Source organism: Anderseniella sp. Alg231-50, assembly GCF_900149695.1.
GTDB lineage: Bacteria > Pseudomonadota > Alphaproteobacteria > Rhizobiales > Aestuariivirgaceae > Anderseniella.
The window spans coordinates 366,132-384,796 of sequence record NZ_LT703003.1; the positions used below are offsets into that span (position 1 = coordinate 366,132).

General features: G+C 58.1%; 21 protein-coding genes. 12 read left to right on the forward strand and 9 right to left on the reverse strand.

Annotated features, from left to right (window positions below; all coding sequences use genetic code 11):
• Positions 1-123: 123 nt before the first annotated feature.
• The 4 genes from DHN55_RS01790 to DHN55_RS01805 all read right to left on the reverse strand — a co-directional run bounded on the left by DHN55_RS01790 (position 124) and on the right by DHN55_RS01805 (position 3,486).
• On the reverse strand, positions 124-1,506 hold the full coding sequence (locus DHN55_RS01790; protein WP_108879695.1) for a glutamate--cysteine ligase: 1,383 nt from the start codon (positions 1,504-1,506) through the stop codon (positions 124-126).
• 127 nt (positions 1,507-1,633) lie between these two features.
• Positions 1,634-2,134 carry a hypothetical protein gene (locus DHN55_RS01795; protein WP_108879696.1) on the reverse strand — a complete coding sequence of 167 codons (501 nt, stop codon included), beginning with the start codon at positions 2,132-2,134 and terminating at the stop codon, positions 1,634-1,636.
• A gap of 14 nt (positions 2,135-2,148) precedes the next feature.
• Positions 2,149-2,916 (reverse strand): 16S rRNA (uracil(1498)-N(3))-methyltransferase, encoded by a 768-nt coding sequence (locus tag DHN55_RS01800; RefSeq protein ID WP_108879697.1) that lies wholly within the window; start codon positions 2,914-2,916, stop codon positions 2,149-2,151.
• Positions 2,917-2,925: 9 nt separating this feature from the next.
• Positions 2,926-3,486 carry a DUF3291 domain-containing protein gene (locus tag DHN55_RS01805; RefSeq protein ID WP_337659801.1) on the reverse strand — a complete coding sequence of 187 codons (561 nt, stop codon included), beginning with the start codon at positions 3,484-3,486 and terminating at the stop codon, positions 2,926-2,928.
• Between the two features lie 98 nt (positions 3,487-3,584).
• Here DHN55_RS01805 and ubiA point away from each other — a divergent pair, with 98 nt between their 5' ends.
• From ubiA to DHN55_RS01825, 4 genes are read left to right on the forward strand one after another with little or no spacing between them, the layout of a single operon-like run.
• Positions 3,585-4,532 carry a 4-hydroxybenzoate octaprenyltransferase gene (gene ubiA, locus DHN55_RS01810; protein ID WP_108879698.1) on the forward strand — a complete coding sequence of 316 codons (948 nt, stop codon included), beginning with the start codon at positions 3,585-3,587 and terminating at the stop codon, positions 4,530-4,532.
• Entirely contained in the window at positions 4,529-5,869 is a 1,341-nt protein-coding gene (locus DHN55_RS01815; RefSeq protein ID WP_108879699.1) for a metallopeptidase TldD-related protein, read from the forward strand. The genes ubiA and DHN55_RS01815 overlap by 4 nt, the downstream gene beginning before the upstream one ends.
• Positions 5,856-6,668, forward strand: a complete 813-nt coding sequence (locus tag DHN55_RS01820) for an inositol monophosphatase family protein (RefSeq protein ID WP_108879700.1) — start codon at positions 5,856-5,858, stop codon at positions 6,666-6,668. The genes DHN55_RS01815 and DHN55_RS01820 overlap by 14 nt, the downstream gene beginning before the upstream one ends.
• A 33-nt stretch (positions 6,669-6,701) precedes the next feature.
• Positions 6,702-6,938 carry a DUF4170 domain-containing protein gene (locus DHN55_RS01825; protein ID WP_108879701.1) on the forward strand — a complete coding sequence of 79 codons (237 nt, stop codon included), beginning with the start codon at positions 6,702-6,704 and terminating at the stop codon, positions 6,936-6,938.
• 16 nt (positions 6,939-6,954) lie between these two features.
• On the opposite strand, the gene DHN55_RS01830 is transcribed toward DHN55_RS01825, so the two are convergent.
• The 3 genes from DHN55_RS01830 to DHN55_RS01840 form a co-directional block, all read right to left on the reverse strand.
• Positions 6,955-7,968 (reverse strand): bifunctional riboflavin kinase/FAD synthetase, encoded by a 1,014-nt coding sequence (locus DHN55_RS01830; RefSeq protein WP_108879702.1) that lies wholly within the window; start codon positions 7,966-7,968, stop codon positions 6,955-6,957.
• Between the two features lie 103 nt (positions 7,969-8,071).
• Entirely contained in the window at positions 8,072-8,956 is an 885-nt protein-coding gene (locus tag DHN55_RS01835; protein WP_108879703.1) for a TIGR01459 family HAD-type hydrolase, read from the reverse strand.
• Positions 8,957-8,964: 8 nt separating this feature from the next.
• On the reverse strand, positions 8,965-10,137 hold the full coding sequence (locus DHN55_RS01840) for an EAL domain-containing protein (protein WP_108879704.1): 1,173 nt from the start codon (positions 10,135-10,137) through the stop codon (positions 8,965-8,967).
• A gap of 310 nt (positions 10,138-10,447) precedes the next feature.
• Here DHN55_RS01840 and DHN55_RS01845 point away from each other — a divergent pair, with 310 nt between their 5' ends.
• Positions 10,448-10,831 carry a hypothetical protein gene (locus tag DHN55_RS01845; protein WP_108879705.1) on the forward strand — a complete coding sequence of 128 codons (384 nt, stop codon included), beginning with the start codon at positions 10,448-10,450 and terminating at the stop codon, positions 10,829-10,831.
• Positions 10,832-10,969: 138 nt separating this feature from the next.
• Here the strand turns inward: DHN55_RS01845 and DHN55_RS01850 are convergent, their stop codons facing one another.
• A complete protein-coding gene (locus tag DHN55_RS01850; protein WP_108879706.1) occupies positions 10,970-11,380 on the reverse strand; it encodes a hypothetical protein in 411 nt (136 codons plus the stop codon).
• A 249-nt stretch (positions 11,381-11,629) separates the two neighbouring features.
• On the opposite strand from DHN55_RS01850, the gene DHN55_RS01855 reads away from it, so the two are divergent.
• On the forward strand, positions 11,630-11,935 hold the full coding sequence (locus DHN55_RS01855) for a co-chaperone GroES (protein ID WP_108879707.1): 306 nt from the start codon (positions 11,630-11,632) through the stop codon (positions 11,933-11,935).
• Positions 11,936-12,028: 93 nt separating this feature from the next.
• A complete protein-coding gene (gene groL / locus DHN55_RS01860; protein WP_108879708.1) occupies positions 12,029-13,681 on the forward strand; it encodes a chaperonin GroEL in 1,653 nt (550 codons plus the stop codon).
• Positions 13,682-14,099: 418 nt separating this feature from the next.
• Here groL and DHN55_RS01865 read toward each other — a convergent pair whose 3' ends face one another.
• Positions 14,100-15,092, reverse strand: a complete 993-nt coding sequence (locus tag DHN55_RS01865; protein ID WP_337659802.1) for a helix-turn-helix domain-containing protein — start codon at positions 15,090-15,092, stop codon at positions 14,100-14,102.
• Positions 15,093-15,349: 257 nt separating this feature from the next.
• Here DHN55_RS01865 and DHN55_RS01870 point away from each other — a divergent pair, with 257 nt between their 5' ends.
• Genes DHN55_RS01870 through DHN55_RS01890 form a run of 5 tightly spaced genes read left to right on the forward strand, consistent with a single transcriptional unit; the run spans position 15,350 to position 18,484 of the window.
• Positions 15,350-15,565 carry a hypothetical protein gene (locus DHN55_RS01870; protein ID WP_337659803.1) on the forward strand — a complete coding sequence of 72 codons (216 nt, stop codon included), beginning with the start codon at positions 15,350-15,352 and terminating at the stop codon, positions 15,563-15,565.
• Positions 15,566-15,611: 46 nt separating this feature from the next.
• Entirely contained in the window at positions 15,612-16,091 is a 480-nt protein-coding gene (locus DHN55_RS01875; RefSeq protein WP_337659804.1) for a hypothetical protein, read from the forward strand.
• 60 nt (positions 16,092-16,151) lie between these two features.
• On the forward strand, positions 16,152-16,859 hold the full coding sequence (locus tag DHN55_RS01880; protein ID WP_337659805.1) for a hypothetical protein: 708 nt from the start codon (positions 16,152-16,154) through the stop codon (positions 16,857-16,859).
• 19 nt (positions 16,860-16,878) lie between these two features.
• Entirely contained in the window at positions 16,879-17,883 is a 1,005-nt protein-coding gene (locus DHN55_RS01885) for a L,D-transpeptidase (RefSeq protein WP_337659806.1), read from the forward strand.
• Between the two features lie 25 nt (positions 17,884-17,908).
• Positions 17,909-18,484 carry a lysozyme inhibitor LprI family protein gene (locus tag DHN55_RS01890; protein ID WP_108879713.1) on the forward strand — a complete coding sequence of 192 codons (576 nt, stop codon included), beginning with the start codon at positions 17,909-17,911 and terminating at the stop codon, positions 18,482-18,484.
• Positions 18,485-18,665 lie beyond the last annotated feature (181 nt).

Here is an 18,665-nt window from a genome sequence, read left to right on the forward strand (position 1 = left end):
GCGAAGCTAGAGCACAATCGGGGAACAGGAAACCGGTTTTACGACCGATAGGGTCAGTATCCGTCATTCGGCTGTTTTCTTTCAAACAGGATGGACAAGATTGGCGGGTCCTGACCCTGGAATTCAGAAAGCGAAATCGCGGTAGACGCGGGTGACGTCACCGTTCCAGTTGCCTTCATAAAGCGCCAGTAATTCATCGGCGTTGGATTTGCCCGACTGGGCGATTTCATCGAGAACATCGATGAACTTGGCTTCCGTCTGTTCTGCCGGACCCTGCACGTTGCGGGTTTCAAGACCCGCCCGGCAGATGGCCAGCACCTCGATGGCGATATCCTGCAGGCTGCGCCCGGCTATGCTTGCTTCAAGCCCCCTGACCGGCACTTCGTCACGCAGTGCCTGGCGCTGGTCTGCGGTCCAGTCCTTGACCAGGTCCCAGGCTGCATCCTGAGATGCCTGTTCATACAACAGGCCGGTCCAGAACGCCGGCAGGGCACATAGCCTGCGCCAGGCACCTGCGTCGGCACCGCGCTGTTCGATGAACTTCTTGAGCCTGACTTCCGGGAAAATGGTGGTGATGTGATCGGCCCAGTCCTTCATGGACGGCTTTTCACCGGGCAGTTGCGGCAACTCGCCGGCCATGAAGGCGCGGAAGCTTTCGCCGGAGCAGTCGAGATAGTCACCGCCGCGATTGACGAAATACATCGGCACATCAATGGCATAGTCGACATATTGCTCGAAGCCGAAACCGTCATCGAACACGAACGGCAGCATGCCGGTGCGGTCAGGGTCGGTATCGCGCCAGATTTCAGACCGGAACGACTTGAATCCGTTCGGCTTGCCCTCTGTGAACGGTGATGCCGCAAACAGCGCCGTGGCGACCGGCTGCAGGGCCAGGCTGACGCGCATTTTCTGGCGCATGTCGGCTTCGGAGGAAAAATCCTGGTTCACCTGGACGGTGCAGGAGCGCAGCATCATGTCACGGCCCAGATTGCCCTTCTTGGCCATGTATTCACGCATGATCTTGTAACGGCCCTTGGGCATGACCGGGATGTCTTCGCGCTTCCACAGCGGGTTGAAGCCCAGCCCCAGGAAGCCGATACCAAGCTCGTCACCCACTTCACGCACCTGCGCCAGGTGCTCATGCACTTCCTGGCAGGTCTGAAAAACGTTTTCCAGCGGTGCGCCGGACAACTCAAACTGTCCGCCGGGTTCCAGCGATACATTGCCATAGGCCGCAGGATCAGTGAGACCGATAATCTTGTCGCCTTCCATGGCGGGCGTCCACCCGAACCTGGCCGCCAAACCTTCCAGCAGGGCCTTGATGGAGCGTTCGCCGTCATAGGGAACCGGGCGCAGCGTATCGGTGAGAAACGCAAATTTCTCATGCTCGGTGCCCAGCCGCCACTCGGCCTTGGGTTTGCACCCGGCCTCAAGGTAAGACACCAGCTGTGCCTTGTCTTCGATGATGGCGCGGGTCTCTGCGGTATCTGGAACAGCCACACTCATGGGGAACGTCCGCCTTAAATCAAAAAAACACGCCAGTCGGGCTGAGCGCATGGTCAAAAATATCTGCCGAACGTCTAGCCTGTGATTTCCGTCAAGGGCAAGTCAAACTTATTTGTCCGCGCATTAGTCAACCTTTGGCAACTGTGTCTTCGTAATTTGCCATCATGAGGTTGAGAGACTTCATTTCCTTGGGTTCGAAAACGGTCTGAGCGGTATCAATCAGAATTTCCTTCATCAGGTAGTATTCCGTGTCGTCAGCGATCTTTCCCCGTCCGAATATTGCTCGTGCCATGTTCTTTACGCAGCCGGCATCATCATAATAGGTGCGGCCGGTCCTGGTTTTATAGAAGTTTAAGAAATCGGACAGGTGATCATCATCACAATTAACGCTGTCAGCCAAATCAAAATTGTTGTCGTTTATGGCTTGCCGTACACCTGAAACGGCCTCGCTGAGCGTCAACTCATTACGCTCTAACGCAGTCAACATCTGTTGACGGGATATGGTATCATCCACGTACTCCGCTGCTTCCTCGGTATCCATCTGAGTGACAAGAAACTCTTCATAAGTCTCGATGATGTCATATAGACGGTGAAACTCTTGCAGCATCTCTTCCTTGGTTCTACGCATATCGATTTAACCTGCTAAGCGTCAGACAAGCCAGAGCTGCCATCATCCCAATCTCCCAAAACCGACTGCACCAGCGCCAGGACGGCCACGGCAGCGGTATCGGCGCGCATGATGCGCGGTCCCAGCGACAGTGCCACGACATTTGGCAGCGCCAGTATCATGTCGCGTTCTTCTTCGGAAAACCCGCCTTCCGGGCCAAGCAACACGGCCATCGGCCCGGGTTTCACCTGTTTCAGCGTGTCGATTGGGTTGCTCAGTCCGGCGCGCTCGTCACAGAAAACCAAGGTGCGCTCATCCGGCCAGCCTGCCAGCACACTGGCCAGCTTTTCAGGTTCCGCCACATCCGGCACATAGACCATGTTGCACTGCTCAGCCGCCTCGATGGCGTTGGCGCGCATCCGTTCCAGGTTGACCTTGGCTGCAACCGTGTGGCGGGTGATGACGGGGCATATCCGGCGCGCACCCATTTCGGTTGCCTTCTGGGCCAGGTAATCCAGGCGGGCCGATTTCAGGGGCGCAAACAAATAATCGATGTCCGGTGGTGGTGTTGCCGCACGCAGGCACTCCTCACAGGTGACCCGGGCAGCCTTGCGGTTGGCGTGGGAAATGACACACCGCCATTCACCGTCTATCGCATTGAACAGCTTGGCCGGTGCGCCCACCTCGGACCGAAGCACGGTCACCAGGTAATGCGACGCCTCACGCGGCAGCGTCAGTTCACCGCGCGCGCTCAATGTCTGTTCACAATACAAACGGGGCACCCGCCCCTGCGACCTGGCCATGACGTTTGACTATCCTGCCTTGGGGATGCCCGCAAGGCGCCCGGCATTGCGGGCAGCGACCTGCTTTATCTTCTGCCCGTCCAGTGCAACCGGTTTTCCATCCGGGTCGAGCGGTTGCTTGAAGGTGAAAACCTGCTCACCGGCACCGTGCTCATGCAATTGCAGATGTTTCGCACAAGCCTCGCGCCAGGTGGGTGTATGATCGTTCGCAACCCACCAAATCGCATAGGGCGGCCATTGCGGCGGCTCGAACCATTCCCTGCCATGGCGTAGCGCTTCACCATGCAGGCCCTGATAGGCAAACGCCATGGCCGATTCCAGGTCCTGCCACAATGACAGCGTCTGCGGTGTCCAGCCGTCGCCGCGTTCTTCATAGAATGCCGGAAACACGTAGTCTCCCCACGTTTCCGGACCGGGCTCATCCGGATAACCGGAGTGTGCAACAAAACCTTCAGCCTGCGAAACCGCCGCCAGGATCGGGTCATTGCGGACATGGAAGCCGTCATTTGCCGGATCATCGGCCGGTTTGGCAAACACCCCGAAGGTGAACAATGCAAGCCTGGCGTTCAAAATTCCATTCCTTCCAGTAGCGGGATTACGCACACCATGTGTTGCCGCATCCGTTTGATGGTTTCAAGACCCGTCAGATTAGGCTAACACTCGCAGCAATGATGCAGACATCGAACAATGACGGCCGGGTGGCCGATGCGGTGCGCGAACACTGGGCCGACAGGCTTTTACCACGCGCGGCGCGGGGTTATGCGCGCCTGGCCCGGCTGGAACGGCCGATCGGCTGGTGGCTGCTTCTGCTGCCGGGCTGGTGGGCCATCGCACTGGCCCAGACCGCATCGGGCGGCGGCATGGCCAACCTGTGGTACCTGGTGCTGTTTTTCATCGGCGCCGTGGTCATGCGCGGGGCCGGCTGCACCTTCAACGACATCGTCGACCGTGACTTCGATGCCGCCGTGGCCCGCACAAGGTCGCGTCCGATACCGTCGGGCCAGGTCAGTGTCGGCCAGGCGAAGGCCTTCATGATCGTACTGTCGCTGACCGGTTTTCTGGTCCTGATGCAGTTCAACTGGTTCGCCGTCGGCCTCGGCGTGTTGTCGCTGGCAACCGTTGCGATCTATCCGTTCATGAAACGCTTCACATACTGGCCACAGGTGTTTTTGGGCATCGCCTTCAACTGGGGCGCCCTGCTCGGCTGGGCCGCGGTGCGCGGTGAACTGGAACTGCCGGCCATACTTATGTATCTCGGCGGCATCTCCTGGACGCTTGCCTATGACACCATCTATGCGCACCAGGACAAGGAGGACGACCTGGCCATTGGCATTAAGTCCACTGCCTTGAAGTTCGGTGCCGCGACGCCCAAATGGCTCACCCTGTTCTTTGCGCTGACCTTCATATTGCTGTTTGCCTCAGGATTTTTCGCCGGTGCCGGGATTATCTTCTACACCGGCCTGGCAGCCGCAGCTCTGCATGCGGCCTGGCAACTGGCGCGGCTTGACGTGGATGATCCCGACCGCTGCCTGATGCTGTTCCGCTCCAACCGCAATTTCGGCCTGATCATATTTGCCGGAATCATGATCGATAGTTTAGTGAGACTGCCATTATGAGTTCTTCCAGCACGCTTTCCTCTGCCGAACAGTTTCTCGAACTGGCCCAAAAGGCCGGTGCGGATGCTGCTGACGTGCTGGCTGTCAACGGCACATCGGTGCAGGTCAGGGTCCGCAACGGCGCCACCGACAAAGTGGAGAGATCCGAGGCCACGGACTTTGGCCTGCGCGTGTTCGTCAACGGCGCCAGCGCGGTGGTGTCCGGCACGGCGCGCACGGCGCAGGACTACCGGACCCTGGCGGAGCGCGCCATTGCGATGGCGAAAATTGCACCGTCTGATGCGTCTTTGGGTCTGCAGGACACAACCGGAAAGGCCGCCGCACCGGACACGCTCGAACTTGCCGATGATGCCCGGCCGGACACGAAAACCCTGACTGACCTGGCCCTGGCCGCCGAAGCCGCGAGCCGGGAAATCAAGGGTGTCACCAAGACCGACGGATCGGCGGCAAGTGCGGGGTATCGCGAAATTGCGCTGGTCACATCGAACGGGTTTTCGGGCAACTACCGGCGTACCGGCTATTCCGTATCCGCATCGGCGATTGCCGGTGAAGGCACGTCGATGGAACGCGACTACGACTATTCGTCGAAGGTGCACTTTGCCGACCTGGAAGATGCCCATGCCATCGGCAGGCAGGCCGGTGAACGGGCCGTACGGGCGCTGAACCCGCGCAAGATGGTTTCGCAGAAATGCCCGGTGATCTTTGAAGCCCGTCTGGCCAGTTCGTTCCCGTCGCTGCTGGCACAGGCCGCCAACGGAGCAGGCGTGGTGCGCGGCACCAGTTTCTTAAAGGACATGATGGGACAACAGGTTTTCGCCAGCGGCATCACCATCGTCGATGACCCGCAACTGGTGCGCGGACTGTCTTCAAAGCCCTTCGATGCCGAGGGCATGATGTGCGAAGGGTTCAATCTCGTTGAAGACGGTGTTTTGTCAAACTGGCTGCTGGACGGGCGCACTGCCGCCAAGCTGGACCTGGCCAGCAATGGCCGCGCGGCGCGCTCGACAGGCGGGCAGCCGTCGCCATCATCGACAAACCTGTGGCTGGCCAACGGCACGGTTTCGGTGCCCGACATGATCTCGGGCGTCGGCGATGGCATCCTGATCACGTCGATGTTCTCATCCGGGGTCAACATGGTCACCGGGGATTATTCGCGCGGAGCCGCCGGACTGCGCATCGAGAACGGCGAAATCACCCATCCGGTCAGCGAGATCACCATTGCCGGCAACCTGAAGGACATGTTCATCAACCTGACACCCGGTGATGACCTTGAGATGAAATCAAGCACAAACGCCCCCACATGTATGGTGGAAGGAATGACCGTTGCAGGCGCCTGAGCCAACATCAACAAATCTGTGGCAGAAAGAACACCAACTGTTATGCGACGCGGTGCGCGAGGCAGGTGAACTGGCATTGCACATGTGCAAGTCCGGTGTCGACAGCTGGGACAAGACAGACGGTACGCCGGTGTCGGAAGCCGATCTGGCGGTCGACAGGCTGCTGGCAGCGAGACTGCGCGACGTGACCCCTGATTTCGGCTGGCTTTCGGAAGAAACCACCCGCGAAGACGCGACCCAAATGAAACCCAATGTCTGGGTGGTGGACCCCATTGACGGAACATCAGCCTATGTGGGCGGCTCCAATCACTGGTGCGTCGGCGCCTGTCTGCTGTCGCAGGGCCGGCCGGTCGCAGCCGCGGCATTTGCACCTGCCCAGAACAGGTTCTACGAGGCCAGGCTGGGCGCCGGAGCGCGCCTGAACGGTAATGTGATGCATGTAACCGACAAGTCGGGTCTGGACGGTTCCCGGTTCGTGGCGCACAAGAGCGCTATCAGCCAGAGCAAATGGAAATCCCCGGTTCCGCACATCAACTGCGCCATGACCACGTCGCTGATCTTACGTCACTGTGTTGTGGCAACGGGTGAATATGACGGTGCCATTGCGTTCGGCAAAAAACATGACTGGGACCTGGCACCGGGCGACCTGATTGTGCATGAGGCCGGTGGGCGCACGCTTGATCTCGACGGCAAGCGCTTCGTCTACAACCGCAACAGCACGCGCCAGAACGGCCTGATGGCCGGTTCAAAAGCACTGCTTGACGAGATCAGTGAACGGCTTCATACGGTTGCTGCCTGAAACAGCCGCCATCGAAAAACGGGAATCATAGTGATGTCTGAAACCGCCAAACAATCTGACCAACTGCTTCACCTCGTGTTTGGTGGCGAGCTTGAGAGCCTCGACGGGGTGCGCTTCAAGGACCTTGAGCACCTTGATGTCGTGGGCATCTATCCGAACTATGCCGCGGCCAAGGAAGCCTGGCAGGAAAAGGCCCGCGCCACCATCGACATTGCCGAGATGCGCTATTTCATCGTGCACCTGCATCGCCTGCTCGACCCTGAAGACTGACAGGCCGGGCTGCAGATCACCTCAGTTCCTGATACAGCCTGCCTGACATCTGAGCTGCCAGCAGCGGCAGGCCGGCATCAACCGCTGCATCTTCATGCAGCAGTTTGCGGATGTCGTCACAATCGCGGTTCATCTGCGCAACCAGGGCATCAAGATCGTCGAACTTCTCGTCCGGCCTGATCATGTCGACAAACTCGACCGCCAGTTCGTGACCGTACAGGTCACCGTCAAAGTCCAGCAGAAACGCTTCCAGGAATACCCGGTCCGTGTCGAACGTCGGCCGCCAGCCGAAATAGGCAGCCCCCATCAACACCTTTTGCCTGTCGCCCGACAAGTCCCGGACCCGCACCGCGTAAATGCCGTGACAGGGCTCCATACCCGGATCCAGCATGATGTTGGCGGTTGGAAACCCGATTGTGTGGCCGCGCCGGTCTCCCTTGACCACGTTGCCGATCACTGTCCAGCGATATCCCAGCTGGGCATTTGCCTGTTCGATGTTGCCGGCATGCAGCGCCGCACGCACCGACGATGATGAAAACGGCGATGTGCCATCCTCGCGGGTCACCTGATCCACAATGGTCACACCAAAGCCGAACCGGCCGCCCAGTTCCTGCAGCAATGCCGGGCTGCCCCGCCTGCCCTTGCCGAAATGAAAATCATACCCCGACACGATGTGGCTGATGCCGAGTGCGCGCACCAGGTAGCGCTCGACAAAGTCTTCCGCTTCCACGGAGGCGAGGTCGCGGTTGAAGGGAATGGCGGCACAGAAATTGACGCCGAAACTGCGCGCCAATGCCGCCTTGAGACGCGGCGGCGTTAACCGGAACACCGGCTGCTCGGGCTGGAAAACCGATTTGGGATGCGGTTCAAACGTCACCAGGCCGGACGGCGAACCGGCCTTGCGGGCAATTTCAACTGCAGTTCCCGCCAATGCCTGATGACCCAGATGCAGACCGTCGAAATTCCCTATCGCAACGCATGCACCTTTCAGCGCACCGGCCACCTCGGTCTGGTCAATCAGTTCAATCATGCGTCAACAATCCCGAACCCGGTACATCCAACACACCCGGCCAGCGGGTTCATGCAAAGTCGTAGTACCGTGTTTTTGAAAAAATGACATGACCGACGTCTAATTACCACACAAGTCCACCAGCCACACCGGCCACCCGCAACGGTGGCATCCTGGCAGCCAGCTCACGGGCAATAGTCTGTGCGTCCGAACCGCGATGATCATCTGCGTGGATGCCGCCGGTAACAAAATGGACGGCCAGATCATTGGCGCGCGCGCCTTCCACATCGGTCGGCAGACCATCCCCGATCGCCAGCACCTGTGACCGCCCGATTTCGCGTTTCATGATGTCACCGGCGCGCTCAAGCGCCACCTGGTAAATCGGCGCGTACGGTTTTCCGGCCATTTCGACGTCGCCACCAAGTTCTGCATAAATCTCCGCCAGTGCACCTGCACACGGGTACAGCTTGCCGCCCACTCCGACCACGCGGTCAGGATTGGCGCATATGAACGGCAGCTTTCGTTTCTGCATTTGCGACAGCATGGGGCGGTAGTCATCGGGCGTCTCCGCCGCGCCGCCGTCACGGCCATCATTGTTCAGTCCGGTGCACAACACGGCTTCGGCTTCGTCCAGCGCCGTCCAGGACACGGGCAGTCCTTCCAGCAGGCTTGTGTCTTCATCCGGGCCTAAGTGAAACAGGTTGCTGCCGGTGCGGCGCCTGACCAGTTCACGGGTTACATCACCGGAACTCACCACCGCATCATAGGCGCTGTCCGGCACGCCGAAGCGCTGCATTTGCGGCACGATCACCGGGCTGGGCCGGGGTGCATTGGTGATGAGGACGACACAGCCGCCACGCTCTCTGTGCCGGGTCAGCGCCTCAGCTGCTGCAAGATAGACCTGCCGGCCATCATGAACGACACCCCAGACATCACACAGCCATACCGGGTAGGCAGCGCTCAGTTCGCGTGCTGCTTCGGCAACTGAAAAAGTACTGTTGGCGGTCATGATGCCGGTTACGCAACCTGGGCTGCGCTGGACGAATGAAGCGCCCGCTCACGCACCGCTCGCGGGCTGGAAAACCCGGGACCGCGCCCGAGTGACGATGCATGCATCACGGATGTGGCATCGTCGGGTTGCTCAACACCGGACGCGATCACTGCAATATTGTTGACCTCTGTTGCGCGCAACAATTCTTCCGCGGTCATTCCCTGCTGCACCGGTTGAACCAGTCCGTCGCCTGGCACATCGATAAACGCAAAGCCCAGTTCCGCCAGTGCCGGCAGTTCGTCATACAACATGCCTTCGCCAGTCAGGCAGAACGTTGCACCGAGGCTTGCAAGCCAGGCCAGCCCCTGCAGGCCAGCCTCACTCAATCCGGCAAGAGCGGTGTGGTGGATATCCAGCACTATGCCGGCGGCTGCCTCCGGGTTGGCCTGAAGCAGGCCGACGAGTTCCTGCAACGCCGTGGTGTTTTCAAGAGTTGCGACAGATATCGGGCAGAAAATGCCGGTCGCACCTCGGCGGGCGCGCAGTTTTTCCAGCAGGGGCAGCACCTGCTGCAGCAACTGGGCATCCAGCGCCGGGTCCCACAGGCTGCTCTGGCCGTTCAGCACAGGCAGGTCGGCAGATGCAACAATGTGGGTGAGATCGGCAGGAGACTGATCACGCAACCGGAAGCTTGCCTTGTAATAGGCGGTGCGTCCCTCGGCCAGCCGAACCACCGGCTCGAGGAACAGCTGCACCGGTTGCGGACGCTGCCTGTGGCCATGGGTCAGCCGTTTCGGTGCCCTTGAGGGCCGCATCGCAGGCGTTTGTGTCTTTGCCGCCGGGCGTTGTGCGGCCGGGGTAAGCTGATGTGCCCACGCTTTGTCTGGCGTATCGGGCTGGGATTTGCCGTTATCAAGCCGCGATCCCAGATCGGTCAGGCGCTGCGCCTGGTCAGCCATGCGCCGCGACAGGCTTTCAATGTCATTGGTGTTTTTGCCCAGGCGCTGGGACAGCATGTTGTTCAAACGGGTATTGCCGTCTTCATGGGAGGGGATGGAAGCCGCCGCAGATACAATCATGGCGACGGCCAGACAGGACACGGCTGCCAGCAGCGCAATGTCATAGCGCACCAGCACAAAAATGCACACTGCCGCCAAAACAAGCGCACTAACTGAAAACAGCCAAACCAGCAGTTTCATTCGTTCAAGTCCCACCCCATGACTGCTGAATCCAGCAGCGGTTGCCCGGTATAGGATAAAATACTAACTCGCTCAACAAGTGTAGCCAATTGAGCGATGTTTAAAAGTCAATACATGGTTAAGCGCGCGCCAGTTTGTTTCAACGCCGTGACAAATTGTTACGTAAAACCAATTGGTCGCGTCTTGCACATAACGTCAAATATCCTCATTATGCCCCGCACGGGAAAGCGGACGGGTTGATGCAAAATCCGCTCTATGCGGGTGTTTCCACTGCATTGACGACAACAATTAGACCGACAGGACCTGAAATATGAGTTTTGGAAGACTTTTCATCATGGCAGGCGTAGCTGTGGCCGGCCTGAATTTGTCCGGCGTGAGCAATGATGCGCATGCGGCTTCATGCGGTGCGACGTGGGCTGAACCGGGCGTTTACAAGATTACAGGCAATTTTCGCGGCAAAAAGGAATCCGCCGGGGCTGAATTGACGCGCGACTGCCGCATCAATCTGAAAATTCCCGGTGTCTATACCGGCGGGCCGGTCAAACGGTCTGGCAAGTGCCTGCGCTTCACCTTCAAGATCGACAAGGAAAAGCAGCTCTTCAAAGGCAGATGGTGTGATGGCTTCGCGGTTGTTGACTGGAAGGGCAAGGACGTCCGGGCAAAGGTGAAAGCCGTGCGTCAGGGTGCCAAGTAACAACACGCAATCCGCTATCGGTCCGGCGTGGACAACATATTGCGGCTGAGACCGCGACCCGCATAATGCGAAATCATGAAACAGCGAATTAATACCCTCGGTCATGGGCCGGGGGTTTGTCGTATTGAAAGCCGGATTTCATAAACCCAGGACAGCGCGCAGCCGTGCCGAGGGAACTGCACGTTCGCCGAACCATGCCAGTACAATCAGGCCCCACCCCAAAAGCCCAGTTGCGTGATGCGACAAGGCGGCTTTGCCGGAAAAACCCAACAGGTGAATGATTTGCGATGGCTGCGGTGGCATTTGCGCGACGTTTCGCGGCGGCAGATGATCAAACAGCGCCATGTAGTACAGATAGAAAACCTGCGGGCTGAGCCAGACGAAAACCCATAAGTATACCGGGGCCAGAAGCAGACGCAGCAACCAGGCGAGGCGGCAGGTGGTCTTGATGAACACTGCCGCCGTCAAAGCCGCCAGGCCTGCGGACAGCAAGACCAGCCCAATGCGCCCAATCAGGGTCAGGGTGAAGAATGAATCGCCCTCATACATATCAGCCTAGCGCCCTTGTGAATTAACCATCCGTGCCAACAAATGCACGCCGCAGCAAAAAAATTGTATAGCAAAACCTTGACGTAGCGGGCCACGCATCATACATCACCCATCAACTGTTGGCACTCATGTCATGTGAGTGCTAACAGGTTGATCCGCACGCTGGTTCACGAGGAGCCGGATCCGGATCATCCCAACCAACCAGAGTGTTTGTATACTCAGTATTTGTATACTCAAGGAGAAGCGTAGATGAATTTCCGTCCTCTGCACGACCGTGTGGTCGTTCGCCGGATCGAGGAAGATACCAAGACTGCAGGTGGTATCATCATTCCTGAAACCGCACAGGAAAAACCCATGCAGGGTGAAGTTGTCGCCGTCGGCGCAGGCGCGCGCGACGATGCCGGCAAGCTGATTGCTCCAGACGTCAAGGCAGGCGATCAGGTGCTGTTCGGCAAGTGGTCCGGTACCGAAGTCAAGATTGACGGCAGCGACCTGCTGATCATGAAAGAAAGCGACATCATGGGTGTTCTGGAAGGCAAGAAGTCCAAGAAGTAATTCTTCCAGGGCTTTTTTTGTGTCCACGGACACTCAGACACACCTGACAATGAAACGTTCAAGTAAACCATTTCAATTCAAGGGAGCCTCAAAATGGCTGCTAAAGAAGTAAAATTCTCCGCCGATGCCCGCGAGCGCATGCTGCGCGGCGTCGACATTCTTGCCAATGCCGTCAAGGTAACACTTGGCCCGAAAGGCCGTAATGTCGTCATCGACAAATCCTTCGGCGCACCGCGCACCACCAAGGACGGCGTGACCGTTGCCAAGGAAATCGAACTGGAAGACAAGTTCGAAAACATGGGCGCACAGATGGTGCGTGAAGTTGCCTCCAAGACCAACGACCTGGCCGGTGACGGCACCACCACAGCAACCGTCCTGGCCCAGGCCATTGTTCGCGAAGGCGCCAAGTCAGTGGCCGCCGGCATGAACCCGATGGATCTGAAGCGCGGCGTGGATATGGCTGTTGCTGCTGCCATTGCGGACCTGACCAAGCGCTCCAAGAAGATCAAAACTTCCGAAGAAGTTGCCCAGGTCGGCACCATCTCCGCCAATGGCGAAGGTGAAATCGGCCAGATGATCTCTCAGGCCATGCAGAAAGTCGGCAACGAAGGCGTTATCACGGTTGAAGAAGCCAAGACTGCTGAAACCGAACTGGACGTTGTTGAAGGCATGCAGTTCGACCGCGGTTACCTGTCGCCGTACTTCATCACCAATGCGGACAAGATGGTCACCGAAATGGAAGACCCCTATATCCTGCTGCACGAAAAGAAGCTGTCCAACCTGCAGGCCATCCTGCCGCTGCTGGAAGCTACTGTTCAGTCTTCACGCCCGCTGCTGATCATTGCAGAAGACGTTGAAGGCGAAGCGCTGGCGACACTGGTGGTCAACAAGCTGCGCGGCGGCCTCAAGGTTGCTGCTGTCAAGGCACCCGGCTTCGGCGACCGCCGCAAGGCCATGCTGGAAGACATCGCGGTTCTCACCGGTGGCCAGGTCATCTCCGAAGACCTCGGCATCAAGCTGGAAAACGTTACCCTTGACATGCTGGGTCGCGCCAAGCGCGTTTCCATCGACAAGGAAAACACAACCATCGTCGACGGTTCCGGCAAGAAGGGTGACATCGAAGCCCGCTGCAACCAGATCCGCCGTCAGGTTGAAGACACCACGTCCGACTATGACCGTGAGAAACTGCAGGAACGCCTGGCCAAGCTGGCAGGCGGCGTTGCCGTTCTCAAGGTTGGCGGCGTGACCGAAGTCGAAGTGAAAGAACGCAAGGATCGCGTTGACGATGCACTGAACGCTACCCGCGCTGCGGTGGAAGAAGGTATTGTTCCCGGCGGCGGCGTAGCTCTGCTGCGTGCCAAGAAGGCTGCTGAAAAGGTCACCGACGACAATCCAGACATCATGGCCGGCATCAAGATCGTATCGAAGGCTCTTGAGTCCCCGATCCGTCAGATCGCCACCAACGCCGGTGTTGAAGGTTCAATCGTGGTTGGCAAGGTGCTGGAAAAATCCGGCAACTTCGGCTTCAACGCACAGACCGAAGCCTATTGCGATATGGTTGGTGAAGGCATCATGGACCCCACCAAGGTGGTTCGCATTGCCCTGCAGGACGCAGCTTCCGTTGCAGCCCTGCTGATCACCACTGAAGCCATGGTTGCCGAAGCTCCGAAGAAGGATGCCGGCGCAGCCGCAATGCCTCCAATGCCAGGCGGCGGCATGGGCGGTATGGGTGGCATGGACTTCTAGTTCACCCCCCGAACGGAACGGAAAATACGAAACCGCGGACCGGAAGGCCCGCGGTTTTTTAGTGCCTGGAGAAACACGAGATCGATCGACCCCGTAAAGTTGTTCTGCCACCTGGATCCTGGCATTTAAACGGGCGGGGGTTGCTGCGCAACATTCCTGCTGCACAGCAACGCCACCGCACCGCGCGGGCCTCCCCGGTACAAAGCCCGGCCCGCCTGTAAAAAAATCTGGCATTCCAAGAGTTAAGGTCAACGACCCTGACTCCGGGCAGCTCGGAACTTCAAACCCAACGTGGACTGATCATCACATGCGCGGGCCGCCAATAAAATGCGAAACGCGAAAATGTTGCGGTAAAACTGTCACGGAAATGTTCACAAAACGAATGTCGCATTCGATTGCGCCGACCAACTCCGGGGCGCTACCGGGTCCGGGCAAGGCCAGCGCGGGCCCGACGGCGGGTGGTTGACGGTTTCTCGCCATATACTTCGCGATAGCAACTCGCAAAACGGCCAATATTGGCTACCCCGCATTCCAGTGCGATATCGGTAACTCCGGCCCCACTTTTGTCTGACTTGAGCTTTTCATGCACCAGGTGAAGCCGCATCAAAGCGAGGATTTCGCGCGGGGTGGCGGAGCGCACCTCCCGGAATGCCAATTGCAAACTGCGCTGCGACACACCAATGGCAGCGGCAATCTCAGCCACCGTAAGCGGTTCGTCCAGATTGGCCCGCATGTACTCTTCGGCCTTGACCACATAGCGCGCACCGGCTGACGGAGCTTTCCGGCCAGCCGTTTTTTCGGCCAGCCGCGAGATGAACTCACCATAGAGTTCGATCAGCAGGGCTTCCATGGTCTGCACATGCCTGCGGTTTCCCAACGCAGCGGAGCCGTTCATGATGGCGGCGGACAGAAAATCACAAAATTTCAGCAATGGCACACTGGCGGCATCCGCATCATGCACGGCCACTCCGGATTCCAAAAGATCACCGGTCCTTTCAAGTGCCTGCCTGTCGAGATTTGCCATCAGCACATCAGTTGGAAACAGCACAACATTGGCTTCAAAATGCTCACCGCCTTCGCTGACAGCCCGTGTTGTCCGTCTGTTTGGACCAAACAATAACGCTTCGCCCTGCCTGCAGCTGTGCTCGGCACGTCGGCTGCGCGCTTCCAGCAGTCCCTGCACCGGCAGCAACATCGTCGAATGGTTCAGTTCGGTCAGGTCTATTTCATGGCCTGTGGAGCGCACCCGGCCTATCCTGATTCCAAATTTGTCGGTGGTCGCCGTGCTGGTCGTCAGATGGCCATTGCCTGGATCGGAAAACAGGAAACCGTTTGTCCGGCTGAACAGATTGGATCGCCTGGCATCGTTCAAGCCGGGTAAACTCTGGTATTCCTCGACGTGAACGTCCAATGTAACTTACCCCGAAAACACTCTTGATCAACGCATGGTACGCTATAATTCGACCGCCGGATCAGCGCCAAGACCAAAGCAGCCGCAAAACCAGACGTATACTGCATGGTATGAAGCTTTACCGCAAAACCAGCAAGCAGATTACCAAGTAAAATTCGCTTTATGTACATTTATTGTATTCTGACCGGTATTTGCTTCGCAAATCGCCTATTTTTCACTGAGCTCAGCGTGCATAATCGGAGCCTCGTAGAGTAATCGTGAGTACATTCATGCTCGATGGCCTGAACCAGTTCGGACTTCCTGCAAAGTATGGAATTGTAGGTTTCATCGCAGGTATCCTGGGTGCGTTCCTCGCCCAAATACTGAATGTACATCAAGGCGATGTGTCATCTTACCTCGTCACCATGATTGCAACCGGCGTTGGCGGGGCCATTGGCGGCTGGATACGGCAGCGCAGGGGAATGACGAGTTGACCGCTTTCAATTGAGCATGATCACAGAGCAAGAAGAGGTGTTAGCAATGAAACAGTTACTACTGGCAGGAATGTGCGCAACAACACTGGCACTGTCAGCGCCAATAGCATCGGCGCACGACAACAACGGTCACCGTCACCATCATGGTGACAAACACAAGTCCAAGCACAAGCACAATCATCGCCATTCCGACAAGGGCATTGCAGTTGCCGTGGGTGCAGCCGCTCTTCTGGCGATTGCGGCGGCTGCCAAGTCACATGAAAACAAGGATTCCTACACCTATCACCGGGGTATCGGCAGCAGGAGCAACGCGATCTCAGCGTGCCTTCACAAGGCGCAACGCCGCACCGCCAGGCGTGGCGGCTACGGCGTCACCCTGAGAAAGGTCCGTCGCGCCGACCGTAGAGGTTCAAGCTGGAGGGTTCGCCTTGCCGTAAAACAGCGCCTGGCCGGCGGCGTGAGACGCAATGTGGTGGCGAGATGTGATGTCGCACGCAATCGCGTCAGCAACTTCTCGTTCCGCTAAAAAGCGATCGGGGCACCGATTCTGATCGATGCCCCGGTGCCGCATGAAGAGGACAATCTGGTGCAAAAAACAGTAATCGCGGTTCTTGCGATCGCCGTCGTCACACCGACCGCAGTGGCCCAGGACACACCATTGTTCGGCACAGCAGGCCCGCTGAAGGACGAACTAGTGTTCGACCCGCCTGACAATGACGCGTTCAATGCCGTGATGACCGGCGAAGAAGCTTCCAGGCTATGCGCCAGGACAGTTGTTTCAAAGTTCGGGCATCGCCCGACCGGCACCAGCAAGGTCAGCGAGGCAGGCGTTGAAAAATTCCTCATAGAAGGGACCGCCGCCGCTGTTACGCAGACAGACCTAACATACTATTGCCGGGTCGTGCATGGAGAGGTCGCAGTACTGCATCTCAACAGCGGCAACCGCGCAAATGCGCACGGTGCGGGAATTTTGGGCGTGCAACTGGCTGGCCTGGAGACAACCGCTCCAGCCGAGCACGTGTCCCGCCATCCGGCCCATCCGGCCGGTGCCAACCCCGGACACGACCTCAAGTTTCTGCGCAAGGCCTGCAGGCACGAATTGCGGCGTCACCTGGCTTATGACTTTAATGGGCCAACAGCGGCAATCCGGTTGAGGCATTCTCATCTTGAAGGGCGCACGTTGCACGGCCATGGCCAGATATCCTGGCGCGACGGTGGCGTCAGCAGGGTCAATTACGCCTGCAAATTTGACCGCCTCGGGCACGTGACGGACGGTCACTACGGATATTACTGATGCAACTTCGGAAGTTATCATGAGTGAGATGAAAACAAACAGGCTGTCACGCAGAACCGCAGTTGCGGCAATGGCCGCCTTTGGTTTTGCTGCCGGATTTGCGCCCGGCATCGCCAAGCAGGTTTACAAGGAAGCCCATGAGTTAAAGCCTGGAGAATTCTCATGGCATCCGGAACGGGCAAAATCCGGACCGGTTTCCATCATCGTGTCGTTGCCCGACCAGCTGGTGCATGTGTATCGCAACGGTATCCGCATTGCCGTGTCGACCTGTTCGACCGGCAAGAAAGGCCACCGCACCCCGACCGGCGTGTTCACCATCTTGCAGAAAGACAAGCATCACCACTCGTCCACCTACAACAATGCGTCAATGCCCAACATGAACCGGCTGACCTGGTCGGGAATTGCGCTGCACGCCGGGCGCTTGCCCGGCTACCCGGCGTCGCATGGCTGTATCAGACTGCCGCTGAAGTTTTCCGCACTGCTGTTCACCGTCACGCATCTCGGTACACCGGTCATCATTGCCAGCGGCCACACCCAGCCGCGCGAAGTGGTCCACCCCGGCATGGTGCTTGCCCAGTATGCGGAAAGTGAATTTGAAGCCGCCGTTGCGAAGTTGAAAGGCAAGCACATCCCCAAAAACACCGGCACCTCAACCTCGGTCATTGTTAGTCGTGCCGACCAGCAGATACTGATCATGGAAAACGGTGAAATCGTCGCAGAGGGCAAAGCTTCCATTCGCAATCCCCAGACCCCGCTCGGGGAACATGTGTTCGTGCTGAACCGGCCCCATGACGGCCGCAGGGGCCTGGCGTGGCACGCTGTTGGACATCACCATTCGCTGAGCAACGGCTTTCATGAACCGGAGGAACAGGTGATCAAGCGCATCAATGCGGACCGCGCCTCGATTGCGGCCCTGCAGCAGCGCATGCACCCGGGCATGATGCTGGTGATGACGGACCTGCCGCTGGATCCTTCACGCCGGTCCGGGAAAGATTTCGTCATCGTCACCCAGGCCGAAGGCTGACCCGCAACAAGAGAAGAGATAACTCATGGAAACCAGCTCAAAACTGCTTCTCACAGGCCTTGTAATTGGCATCGTATCAACTGCCGGGACAGTACAGGCCGCACCGAGTTTTGATTGCAGCAAGGCCGCCACAGCGGTTGAAAACATGATCTGCGATCATCAGAAGATTGCCCAACTGGACAGTGACCTGGCCGATGCATACAAGACTGCCCTTCGCGATTCCCCCTGGGCATCTGCAAACAGACGCATCCGTGCCGAACAGAAACAGTGGATTGCGCAACGCAACCGCTGCGAAACTCCACGCTGTCTGCGTCAGAGCTATCACCAGCGTATCAGCGTTCTATACGGCGAAGTCGCCGGCTCCGGACCCGACAGCGCAACCGTACAGGCAGCCCTTGACACCATGAAAGCAAATTGCCGCGACCGGGCCGCCCATGTGTTCCACACACGTCAATCCAACATCGATACAAAATATGAAGGCCAGCGCACCGACGGAACTCATGCAGTCAACGGCACAGTTTACCTGCGCAGTGTCGAAGAAACCTTCCAGTGCTCGTTCAACAGTGATGGAACAAAGATCGGCCAGTTCATCGTAAACTGACGCTGACGGCGGTTGGCAGACACAATTTCTTCACAACAAACCCACTTATCAACAGGCCGCAATTATGCTACGCCCCTGCGCACGCAAATTGTTAGTAGTTTTCTGAACGACCCCGGTATAGCCGAGAAGCCCAGTGATCTCCCGACAATGTAAAGCGGAACGACCGGCCTGTCCGTCTGCA